11 protein-coding genes, 2 tRNA genes and 1 pseudogene are annotated in these 11,074 nt (G+C 40.8%); 11 read left to right on the forward strand and 3 right to left on the reverse strand.

All coding sequences use genetic code 11. From position 1 onward, the window contains the following. The 6 genes and pseudogenes from B3209_RS05505 to sufU form a co-directional block, all read left to right on the forward strand. Positions 1-478, forward strand: a pseudogene (locus B3209_RS05505) (hypothetical protein); the annotation flags it as partial. A gap of 55 nt (positions 479-533) precedes the next feature. Next, positions 534-1,373, forward strand: a complete 840-nt coding sequence (gene sufC, locus B3209_RS05510; protein ID WP_296664128.1) for a Fe-S cluster assembly ATPase SufC — start codon at positions 534-536, stop codon at positions 1,371-1,373. A gap of 15 nt (positions 1,374-1,388) precedes the next feature. Next, positions 1,389-2,804, forward strand: coding sequence for a Fe-S cluster assembly protein SufB (gene sufB, locus B3209_RS05515; protein ID WP_296664127.1), 1,416 nt, complete (start codon positions 1,389-1,391; stop codon positions 2,802-2,804). A gap of 11 nt (positions 2,805-2,815) precedes the next feature. Next, positions 2,816-3,868, forward strand: coding sequence for a SufB/SufD family protein (locus B3209_RS05520; protein WP_296664126.1), 1,053 nt, complete (start codon positions 2,816-2,818; stop codon positions 3,866-3,868). Between the two features lie 10 nt (positions 3,869-3,878). Beyond that, positions 3,879-5,123 (forward strand): aminotransferase class V-fold PLP-dependent enzyme, encoded by a 1,245-nt coding sequence (locus B3209_RS05525; RefSeq protein WP_296690133.1) that lies wholly within the window; start codon positions 3,879-3,881, stop codon positions 5,121-5,123. 26 nt (positions 5,124-5,149) lie between these two features. Continuing rightward, positions 5,150-5,623: a Fe-S cluster assembly sulfur transfer protein SufU gene (sufU, locus tag B3209_RS05530; protein ID WP_296664123.1), complete on the forward strand. Its 474-nt coding sequence runs from the start codon at positions 5,150-5,152 to the stop codon at positions 5,621-5,623. Between the two features lie 11 nt (positions 5,624-5,634). On the opposite strand, the gene B3209_RS05535 is transcribed toward sufU, so the two are convergent. Both B3209_RS05535 and relB read right to left on the reverse strand, forming a co-directional pair. Further along, entirely contained in the window at positions 5,635-5,895 is a 261-nt protein-coding gene (locus B3209_RS05535) for a type II toxin-antitoxin system RelE family toxin (protein WP_296690136.1), read from the reverse strand. Continuing rightward, positions 5,892-6,125 (reverse strand): type II toxin-antitoxin system RelB family antitoxin, encoded by a 234-nt coding sequence (relB, locus tag B3209_RS05540; RefSeq protein ID WP_288605349.1) that lies wholly within the window; start codon positions 6,123-6,125, stop codon positions 5,892-5,894. The genes B3209_RS05535 and relB overlap by 4 nt, the downstream gene beginning before the upstream one ends. A gap of 147 nt (positions 6,126-6,272) precedes the next feature. On the opposite strand from relB, the gene B3209_RS05545 reads away from it, so the two are divergent. The 5 genes from B3209_RS05545 to B3209_RS05565 all read left to right on the forward strand — a co-directional run bounded on the left by B3209_RS05545 (position 6,273) and on the right by B3209_RS05565 (position 10,342). After that, positions 6,273-6,343: transfer RNA gene (locus B3209_RS05545), tRNA-Gln, on the forward strand. A 36-nt stretch (positions 6,344-6,379) separates the two neighbouring features. Further along, positions 6,380-6,451: transfer RNA gene (locus B3209_RS05550), tRNA-Glu, on the forward strand. A gap of 117 nt (positions 6,452-6,568) precedes the next feature. Continuing rightward, positions 6,569-7,801 (forward strand): tyrosine--tRNA ligase, encoded by a 1,233-nt coding sequence (gene tyrS / locus B3209_RS05555; RefSeq protein WP_296664121.1) that lies wholly within the window; start codon positions 6,569-6,571, stop codon positions 7,799-7,801. A gap of 77 nt (positions 7,802-7,878) precedes the next feature. Next, the gene (locus tag B3209_RS05560) at positions 7,879-8,511 is read left to right on the forward strand and encodes an adenylate kinase (protein WP_295796316.1); all 633 of its coding nucleotides are present in this window, start codon (positions 7,879-7,881) and stop codon (positions 8,509-8,511) included. A 343-nt stretch (positions 8,512-8,854) separates the two neighbouring features. Beyond that, complete coding sequence (locus B3209_RS05565) at positions 8,855-10,342, forward strand: pallilysin-related adhesin (protein ID WP_296690138.1); 1,488 nt, start codon at positions 8,855-8,857, stop codon at positions 10,340-10,342. Here the strand turns inward: B3209_RS05565 and B3209_RS05570 are convergent. Continuing rightward, the gene (locus tag B3209_RS05570; RefSeq protein WP_296690140.1) at positions 10,339-10,992 is read right to left on the reverse strand and encodes a hypothetical protein; all 654 of its coding nucleotides are present in this window, start codon (positions 10,990-10,992) and stop codon (positions 10,339-10,341) included. The two genes, B3209_RS05565 and B3209_RS05570, sit on opposite strands and share 4 nt — an antisense overlap. Between the last annotated feature and the right edge of the window lie 82 nt (positions 10,993-11,074).

Here is an 11,074-nt window from a genome sequence, read left to right on the forward strand (position 1 = left end):
CTCTGTCGAGCACGACTTCAGCGTCCAGGACGGATACTTCACAACGTGCCATCTTAAAAGAAACTTCTGCGGAGTAAGCAGCAACAGAAGCATAAGCGAAATCGACAGGGAACGGATAGACAGCCGGAGTGCAAACACACAGGAAGCAAAACCAGTTGCAGTTTCAGAGGACAGAAGTCAGGCGGAAACGCAGACCGACACAGAAGAAAGCAACGTAGAAGAAAAGAACCCATCAATCGTAAACCCGCGCTGGGAAGATATAAGCGGCAGGACAATAACAAAAGCCCTGATCGGCGATGAGGTTTATCTTTGCGCCGATGTAACAGACATTGCAGACGGAGCGACAGCAAAAATCAGGATTGCAGAGAAAGACGACGATGGCAACGATGATTTTGTCGCGGATCTGAGCAATGTGCATCTGTCTATTCCCAAACATTGCAATTTTCCTATAATATCAGTATATTTTAGGCATACATGAGAACTTTTTAGAACTTTTGTTTAAAAAGCCTACTACATTTAAAATGAGGAACTTTATGGCAGAACCGCTGCTTTCAATTCAAGATTTGTGCACATCTGTTGGCGAAAAACAGATTCTTAAAAATATTTCATTGGACGTTGCTCCCGGAGAAATCCATGTTCTTATGGGACCGAACGGAGCTGGAAAATCAACTTTGGGCTATACTTTGATGGGAAGCCCTGAATATTCTGTAACCGGCGGAAAAATTATCTTTAACGGGCAGGACATCACATCTGATTCCGCAGACAAAAGGGCAAAGTCAGGCATTTTTCTTAGCTTTCAGGAACCGCTTGAAGTTCCGGGTGTTTCGCTTGAATCGTTTATCCGTTCTTCCATGCAGCAGGTTACAGGCCAGAAGGTAAAACTCATGCAGTTTAGCCGCGAACTTGAAAAAAACATGGATCTGCTAAAAATGGATCACAGCTATGCTTCGCGCGATTTGAACGTTGGATTCAGCGGTGGAGAAAAAAAGAAGAGCGAAATTTTGCAGCTTTTGATGCTTAAGCCTAAGCTTGCCATTCTTGATGAAACAGACTCTGGACTTGATGTTGATGCCTGCCGCATTGTTTCCGAGGGAATAAAAAAATATATGGAAGCTTCCGGCGGCTCTTTGATTGTAATAACCCATTCAACTAGAATTCTTGAAAATCTTTCCGTGGACAAAACTAATATTATTGTAAAAGGCCAGCTTGTTCATACTGGAGACGGAAGCCTTGTTCAGAAGATAAACGAGGAAGGATTTGACGGCTTTATTCCGCAGGAAATAAAAGATGCCGAGCGCAAGGAACAGCTTGCCGCCGCTGCAAAAGCCGCAATGGACGCTGTAAAGATGAACGCTACCAACGGTGGACTTTAATCAGGAAAATTGTTTATGGGCGAAGAAAAAACAAAAGTTTCAGATATTGACCGTTCTCTTTATGACTTTCGCTACGAGGAAAGCGACAAGGACTTTTATAAAATACGCGCAGGTCTTGACGATTCGATTGTCCAAAAGCTAAGCGAAGAAAAAAGCGACCCTGAATGGATGAAAGAGTTCCGCTTAAAGAGCCTTCATTTGTTCAATGAGATAAATGAGCCTGACTGGGGACCTGACATCCGCGATTTGGACATTCAAAAAATCGTAACTTACGTAAAGCCTAAGACTGAAATGGCTGCAAAGTGGGCTGATGTTCCAAAAGATATAAAAGATACTTTTGAAAAGCTTGGAATTCCAGAAGCGGAGCGTGAAAGCCTTGCCGGAGTGGGAGCGCAGTACGACAGCGAAGTTGTTTACCACAATGTTATAAAGGAAGTTGCGGAGCAGGGCGTAATCTACACTGATTTTGAGTCTGCTTTAAAAAGCGAAGAATGGGGCAAAATGGTAAAGGAATATTTTATGCACCTTGTTCCTCCGTCTGACCATAAATTTGCGGCTCTTCATGGTGCTGTTTGGAGTGGCGGAAGCTTTGTCTATGTTCCAAAAAATGTAAAGGTAAAAATTCCTTTGCAGTCATATTTCAGGCTGAATGCGGCTGGAGCTGGCCAGTTTGAGCATACATTGATTATTGTGGATGAAGGCGCGGACTTGCACTTTATAGAAGGCTGTTCCGCTCCAAAGTACAATGTTGCGAATCTTCATGCAGGCTGCGTTGAGCTTTATGTAAAGAAAAATGCCCGGCTGCGCTATTCAACAATTGAAAACTGGTCAAAGAATATGTACAACTTGAATACCAAGCGCGCCATTGTTGAGGAAAACGGACGTATGGAATGGGTTTCCGGTAGCTTTGGAAGCCACATTTCATATTTGTATCCGACTACAATTTTAAAGGGCGACAATTCAAGCGTTGAATTTACTGGAATAACTTTTGCAGGCAAAGGACAGAATCTTGATACCGGCGCAAAGATGGTTCACATTGGAAAAAACACTTCGACTGTAATAAACACCAAGTCCATTTCAAAAGGCGGCGGAGAGTGCACTTACAGAAGTTCTATTGTCGTGAACAAAGGCGCAAAAAACTCAAAGGCGAGCGTTGACTGCTCTTCGCTTATGCTTGATGACGAAAGCCGCAGCGACACAGTTCCTGCAATGAATGTAATGACAGATGACTGCGACATCGGGCACGAAGCAAAGATTGGCCGTATTTCCAACAAGGCGATTTTTTATCTTATGAGCCGCGGAATCAGCGAGGAAGATGCAAGGGCAATGATTGTTTCAGGCTTTGCGAATCCTGTAAGCAAGGAACTTCCGCTTGAGTATGCAGTTGAAATGAACAATTTGATTCAGCTTGAAATGAAAGGCAGCATGTAAGGGGCTAGTGAATGGAAAATTTTGAAATAGACGTAAATCAGTTTCCGAGCCTCACTTGGAATTTTCTGAATATAAATATGGCTCGCCTTGAGTTTAGCAGTGAATTTAAGTCTTGTGGTGCAGTTTCCGGCGCAAAAGAAATTGAAAATTCTGCTTTATATGATTCAATAAAAACCGGGCTTGGAGAAGGCTTTGATAAGAAGTTTGATTCTCTTTTGCAGAAAAACGGAATAAAGACTTTGCTTTTTACGGCGGAATCCAAAAATCAGGTTCAAAAAATTGAGTTTTTTGCGCAGGAAAACGAAGCTTCTGTTTGCGATATTGTAATCCAGGCAAAGGAAAACGCGCAGGCTTCTTATATTTTTGTCTATAAAAGTGAAGCGGACATTTTGAATGCTCAGCTTGGAGTTAGAATCCGTGTTCTTGCACAGGAAAATTCGCACGTGCATATTTGCTGCGTGAACTTACTTGGAAAAAACGTTGTGCATTTTAATTCAATTGGTTCAAAGTGTAATGACAATGCGGCTATAGAAATCACAGAGCTTGAGCTTGGCGCAAACAAAACGTTCAGCGGAACTTTTAACAGTCTTGAAGGGTATAAGAGCCGTTTCTTGGGAAGAGCAGCTTATGTTGTAAAAGGCGAATCTTTTCTTGACATGAACCAGGTTGCGCTTCAGACTGGAAAATACAGTGAAAGCCGTTTTTCTGTAGACGGAGTTTTGCTTGAAAATGCTAAAAAAACTTGGAGAGGCACAATCGGCTTTAAGAAAGGCTGCGCAGATTCTGTGGGAGACGAGCAGGAGGATGTTCTTTTGCTTAGCCCGGATGTTGTGAACAAAAGCCTTCCTGTTATTCTTTGCGATGAAGAAGCTGTTGAAGGCCGCCACGGATGTTCAATTGGCAAAGTTGACATGGAAAAACTTTTCTATATGCAGAGCCGCGGAGTTGACGAAAAGACTGCGAGAGAGCTTTTGACAAAGGCAAAGGTTTCAAAGGTTTCACGGTTTATTCCTGATGAAAGCCTTGTGGAAGAAATCAATTCTTTTGTTGAAGCGATTATATAACGAGGAAACTATGTTCAGTGCACAAGAAATACGCAGCGATTTTAAGATATTCAGCCAGCCAGAAAACGAAGGGCTTATTTACTTGGACAGCGCGGCTACAACTCATAGGCCGGAATGTGTAATTCAGGCGGAAGCTGACTTTTACAGAAAAAACAACGCCAATCCTTTGCGCGGACTTTACGCTTTGAGCATAAGGGCAACTGATGACTATGAAAACGCAAGATCTTTTGTTGCAAAATTCCTTAATGCTAGCGAGCCTGCGGAAATTATTTTTACGCGCAATGCTTCTGAAAGCCTGAATCTTGTTGCATACACTCTTGGTCTTTCTGAAGTTCAGTCTGGGGACGAAATTGTTGTAAGCTGCATGGAGCATCATTCGAATATTCTTCCGTGGCAGATGGTCTGCAATGCAAAAGGCGCGAAACTTGTGTGGCTTGAGTGCGATTCTTCCGCAGAAATTTCGGAGCAGGAAATAAAAGCTAAAATAAATTCCAAGACAAAAATTGTTGCGGTTGCGCAGGTTAGCAATGTCTTTGGAATAACAAATCCTATAGAAAAAATCGCAAGCTATGCTCATGAAGTTGGAAACGGCGGAAAGGGGGCTTACGTTGTTGTGGATGGAGCTCAGAGCGCGCCTCATAAAAAAATCGATGTGCAGGCATTGGACGTGGACTTTTTTGCTTTTTCGGGGCATAAGCTTTGTGCTCCTATGGGAATTGGCGCTCTTTATGGTAAAAAACAGCTGCTTGAAAAACTTCCGCCTTTTTTGCGCGGCGGAGAAATGATTGAATATGTTACCCGCGAGACTGCGACTTTTGCAGAAGTTCCGCATAAATTTGAAGCCGGAACTGTAAACGCTGGTGGAGCTGTTGCGCTTGCAAAGGCGATAGAATATATTCAGGAAATCGGGCTTGATAATATAGAAAAAAACGACGATTCTCTTGCCCAGACGATGATTGAGGGAATGAAAAAAATTCCTTATCTTCACATAATCGGGAACGATGACTATAAAAAGCATTGCGGAATTGTTACTTTTACCATTGACGGCGTGCATCCGCATGATATTGCTTCTATTCTTGATACAGAAAAAATTGCGGTCAGGGCAGGACATCATTGCGCCCAGCCTTTGATGCAGAAACTTGGAGTAGGCTCAACTGCGCGCGCAAGCTGCTACTTTTACAATACACAGCAAGAAGTTGAAATTTTTCTTGAAAAACTAAAGCTTGTCCGCTGCTGGATGGGATTTAAAGAATAAAGGCAATTAAAAACTGAGGTATTAACATGGATTTGAAATCGCTTTATCAGGAAATTCTTAACGAGCATAATTTGAACCCGACTCACAAGGGCGTTATGGAAAATCCTACATTTACATTGCAAGGCGTGAATCCTAGCTGCGGAGACAATATTTATCTTCAGCTCAAAATTGATGATAACGGAATAATTTCAGAAGGAAGCTTTAACGGCTCTGGATGCGCTGTAAGCCAGGCTTCTGTAGACATGATGCTTGATGACATAATTGGAAAGCCAAAGAATGAAGCCTTGCGCCTTGCTTCACTTTTTATGGACATGATTTACGGCAAGATTGAAGATGACAGTGCTTTGGAAGAACTTGATGAAGCTGCAAGCCTAAAAAATATCAGTAAAATGCCTGCACGCGTAAAGTGCGCAGTTCTTGGCTGGCACACAATGGAAGAAATGCTTAAAAACGGAAAAACAGCCGGGCAGGGAAGTGTGGAGCACTGCACAACAGAATAAAAGTATTTTGCTTAGTTTTTGTAGATTTCTTTTCTATGTCCAATACGTAAAACTGTAACAAGAATTTTTTCATCTTGAATGTCGCAAATTAATCTGTAGTCTGCGACTCTATATCGCCATAAATGCGATAAATTTCCTACAAGTGCTTTTCCTCGTGAGCGAGGATTTTCAAGGCTTGCAATTTCATTAAGATAATTTTTTATCTTTATTTGAATTTGCCTGTCAAGTTTTTTAAGTTCCTTTTTTGCACTTGATGTATATTCTATTTTCAAATTCCAAGTTCCTTATATACTTCTTCAGCTGGAATTGTCTTTTCTTTTCCGCTTTTTATGTCTTCAAGGATTTTTTCAGAAAGATATATGTCCTCCAAATCTTCAAGATAATCTTCAAGCAGAAGGTTGTAATAGAAACTTGTTGGTCTGTGGGTTTCTTTTGCAAGAAAGTCCATTCTGCTTTTAAGTTCTGGTGTTGTTCTAAAAGTTGCGGTTGCGGTCATTGCCATAATTATACCTCTCTGTAATACAATGTAATCGATGTATTACAATTTGTCAAATAAACAAAATCTTCAATGGCTAAAAAAATTCAATAAAAACAATGTTTTGCTATTGACTTTTTTTTTATGACCTTGTATTTTATATGCACATTGCATTCCCCGATTGTGTAATGGTAGCACTTGAGATTCTGGTTCTCACTGTGGGGGTTCGAATCCTCCTTGGGGAATATAAGCTGGACTGCTAGTCTGGCTTTTTTTGTTTAGGTTCCTTCGTCTATCGGCTAGGACGTGACCCTCTCAAGGTCGAAAGACGGGTTCGATTCCCGTAGGAACCGTTTGCTCCTGTTTTGCGCAGGAGCTTTTTTTATGCATTTTTACTAGAAACTCATAGGAAAAAGTGATAGTCTTTTGGAACATATAAAAATCAGTATTCATTTAACTTGGAGTAGGAAATGACATTTTTTGAGGAGCTTCAGTGGCGTGGACTTGTTAAAGATGTTGCCGGGGAAGACATTGCAGACAAGCTTAACAATGAAAAAATCACATTTTACTGGGGAACAGACCCTACAGCAGACAGCCTTCACTTGGGGCATTATTCGTCTTTGGTAACAGCGAAGCGTCTTGCGCGTGCAGGTCATCATCCGATTCTTTTGGTGGGCGGCTCTACAGGTCTTATTGGCGATCCTCGTCCTACAGCAGAACGTGAAATAATCAGTCATGAAACTCTTGAAAAAAATCTTGCGGGAATAAAAAGCCAGGTTGACAGGATTTTTGAAGGAAAGGCGGAAATTGTAAACAACTATGACTGGACAAAAGATTATACTTTCCTTGAATTTTTGCGCGACATTGGAAAATACATAAACGTAAGCTATATGCTTTCAAAAGATATAATTTCACGCCGTCTGGAAACAGGAATTACTTTTGCGGAATTTTCCTACACGCTTCTGCAAGGCTATGACTTTTTGTGGCTTTACAGAAATAAAAACTGCATTCTTCAGGCCGAAGGCGCGGATCAGTGGGGAAACATAACAACAGGTCTTGAGCTTATCCGCAAAATTGAAGGCAAGGAAGCCTACGGATTTACAATGCCGCTTGTTTTGGACAAGTACGGAAATAAATTTGGAAAAAGCGCGGGAAATGCATTGTGGCTTGACTTGAATAAAACTTCGAGCTATGAGCTTTATCAGTATCTTGTGAATGTTGACGATTCAATGGTTGTTGACTACCTTAAGATTTTTACTTTCCTTTCAAAAGAGCAGATTGAAGAACTTGAAGCAAAAAACAAGGAGCACCCAGAGCTTCGCGAGGCGCACAAGGCTTTGGCACGTGAAATTATCACTGATTTGCACGGAGCAGCAGAATTCGAAAAAGCCGTGAACATAAGCAGTTCCCTTTTTTCTGGCAATGTGAAGTCTCTTAGCTTAAAGGACATTGAAATTGGATTTAAGGACGTTCCGACTGTTTCAATTTCAGAAGGTGAAAAACTGATTGATGTGCTTGTAAATAATAAAATCGCTTCAAGCAAACGCGAGGCAAGAGAATTTCTTGCGGCAGGCTCAATAACCTTAAATGGTGAAAAATCCACGGACGAAAATATGCCTTTAACAAGCCAGCTTGCAATTGAAGGAAAAGTGATTGTTCTTCGCCGCGGAAAAAAGAAAAACTACATTGTTAAATTTGGTTGAGAATTTGGCAATTTTGATTTATAATATCATGCGGTGTTTTTATAAAAGCACGCTAAAATTTTATGGGAGTAAAACAGATGAATTTTATTTTTTTAGGACCACCGGGAGCAGGAAAAGGAACTTTGGCGGCTCAGGTTTCTGAAGAATACGGAATCCCTCAGATTTCCACAGGAGATATTTTCCGCGAGAACATCAAAAACCAGACAGAGCTTGGAAAAAAAGTAAAGGCAATTCTTGATTCCGGCGGACTTGTAAGCGATGAAGTTGTTCTTGAAATTGTGGAAGACAGACTCAAGAAAGATGACTGCAAGAACGGCTTTATTTTGGACGGATTTCCACGCACAATTCCTCAGGCAGAAGCATTTGAAAAGCTTGGAATCGATGTAAAAGTTGTTAACTTTGAAGTTGACAACGACTTGATTATTGCGCGCCTTTCAAATCGCCGTGTATGCAAGAACTGCAAGGCAAACTACAATGTTAAATTTATGCCTCCAAAGGTTGAAGGCAAATGCGACAAATGTGGCGGAGAGCTTTTTACTCGCGAAGACGACAAGCTTGAGTCTATAACTCACCGTCTTGAAGTTTACAGAAAAGAAACTGAGCCTCTTATAGAATTCTACAAGAAGCTTGGAAAAATCACAGACATTGACAGCGCAAGAGATTCAAGTCTTGTTCTTGTTGATTTTAAAAAGCTTTTTCCAAAAAAATAAAATAGAAAGCATTTAGCTTTTTCTGGCTGTCCATAAATCGGGCAGCCTTTTTTTTGTTTCAGTCCTGTTGAAATTCAGGGTAAACACGTATAAATGTATTCAGCATAAAACTGGCTTCCAGACACGGTTTCCTGGTTCAAAATCGCGCAATAATGCGCTACACGCTGATTGTTGTAAAGTAACTATAGAATTGCCCGCTCAGGCGGTCGCAACAATCAGAGTGTTTTTGCCCAAGGAACCGTTCCTTCGTGCAAACTTTACTTAAATTATTTATAATGCGTTTGCCCTGTGTTGAAATTTGTTTTGCCTTGAAAATCATTTCCAACTCTTGTATTATTTTTATATGCAGAAAAAAGTTACACTTGCTCTTTTTATTGTGATTGTTGCGGCGGTAGCTGTCGCGTTTATTGCAAAGAATTATTTTTATAAGCCAGATAAAAATAAAACTTCAGCTTCTGTTGTTGTGCCTATGTCGAGTTCCGCAGAAGAAAAAAAGAATTCAGCGTTTTCTTCAATGGAAGAGGATAACGCGCTTGTTTCTCTTATTCCGCTTAACGACAACGAAACTTTGATTGGCATTGTGAGCATGGATTTTGACGGAGATGGCTTTGATGACCAGGTGAATGTAATCAGAACAATGGACAGTCCGTATCTTGCGATTTTGGTGGGACTTTATAATCCGCAGAGAACTGTTTACGAACGAAAAGCTGTTATTGCCACAGAAATTTCCCAGGCGCAGACTTTTTCTTATACCGGAATGGATTTGACAGGCGAGCATAGAACGGCTTTGGTTTATCAGGGATTTGCAGATAATGGGGACTCAATTCTTCAGGCGTTTTTTATTTTAAACACAGGCGGAAATTTTTCGCTTATAAAGATTGCCGATTTGCGCGGAGATGGAACGATTTTTATTCAGCAGCTTGACCGATACGATGCCTACGAGCGTTCAAAGGCAAATGGCGCAAGTTTTCCAATTTGGGTTTATACTTCGGACTCAGAGCGGCCGGGCAGCGCAGACCAGCTTCAGATTCAATATGAATGGAAGCATTCAGAAAACAGCTATGTAAAAACAAGAACTGTCCGTGTTGCAGGAAGCAGGATTGCGGCAAAAGAGCTTGCGAAGATTCAGGACGGAACTGTTGCGACCTTTGCAAAATTTTTGAGCGGACTTTGGTATATGACAGAAGCGAACGGAAACTTGCGTTATGTTTTTTTTGACTATGATTCCCGCGAAATTATTTTTTTCAAGGACGATACAGAAGAAATTTACAAATGGGCGCACAGCAATATCCGGCGCAACGGAATTTATCTTTCAACTATAAATCAGGAAATTGAAAATCTTCAGCGCAGAATCGACATAAGCTTAAAAAGCACAGAGGAAATTCATATAAGAATTCAAGATGATGTTAGAATGCTTATAAGTGAAAACGCGGTGTGGGACGGAAACTATAAAAAAATCGGAAAGAATATGTTTTTACAGAAGGCTTCGTCAAAGTCAGCTAGCGTTTCTGAAGCTTTTAAAAAAGACGGTACATGGAAAATTCCAGACGGCTCTACAGTGAAGCTTCAAGACGGAAAATATTCAATGGAAGCTGAAGGCTTTTTGGAAACAGGAAGCTACACTTGCTTTGAAAACGAAGGCTCTTCTTTTGTTCAGTTCCGTTCTGATTCTGAAAACAACGCGCGTTTTTCTGGAGTTTATAAATTGTCTTTGGAAGAAAGCAATTCGCCGCAAAAAAAATATATTTTACAGCCATGCAGGGCAACTGGCTACGGAATAGTTGCGCAGGAGTCTCGTCCAGTTGTCCTTATGATTCCGTCTGATAATTAGTAAACGAGATTTATGTTGTCAAGAAAGACTGACCCTGAAAAACTTTTACCTTTTATTTGAAAAGAAATGCTTCTTATGTCGTCTTTTTCTGTTATGGCGGAAATTTGATTGCCGTTTTCATCTGTTATTTCATGGAGCAGGTCAAAGTAGACATTTATATTTTCGCCTATGCCAAGAAGAATTTCTTGTGTTCTTGAAATTATGTGATGTGGTCCGCCTTGAGTTTCCAAAAGAATTACAAGCGGATTTTGGCAAGTGTTGTTTATGTCTGCAATCAAGACTTTTGCGCTTGACCAGTCTTTTTGAACAAGATTTTCTATTGCAAACGAAGCCTTTGCATTTTGTGGAATTTTTGCAAAGCTCCATTGCGCGCAGAAATCTCCTTGAGTGCTCCATTCTTCCGTGGTGTCGGTATCTGTTGAATAGTCGTCGCTTTTTGTTTCGCCCAGGGCATACCAAAAATTTTCTTCTTCAAATCCGTCTATAAGTTCAAGAGTTCCTTTTGGAAGCGGATTGTTTATAGGAATGGCTTTTGCGGCTTTGTTGTTTTCCGCAGTGATTTTTGAGTCCGGTTTGCCTGGCATAGAAGTGCACGAAACTAAAAATGCCGCCTGCATAAAAAGAAGTGCTGCTTGAATCGATTTTTGCATAAATCCTCCATGAATAATAGGAATAATAGAATGAACTATTAGCCCAAATGTCGAGTTTTGTAATTTAATGTCATTATCGGGC

The organism is Treponema sp. UBA6852 (assembly GCA_002449305.1).
Taxonomy (GTDB): domain Bacteria; phylum Spirochaetota; class Spirochaetia; order Treponematales; family Treponemataceae; genus Treponema_D.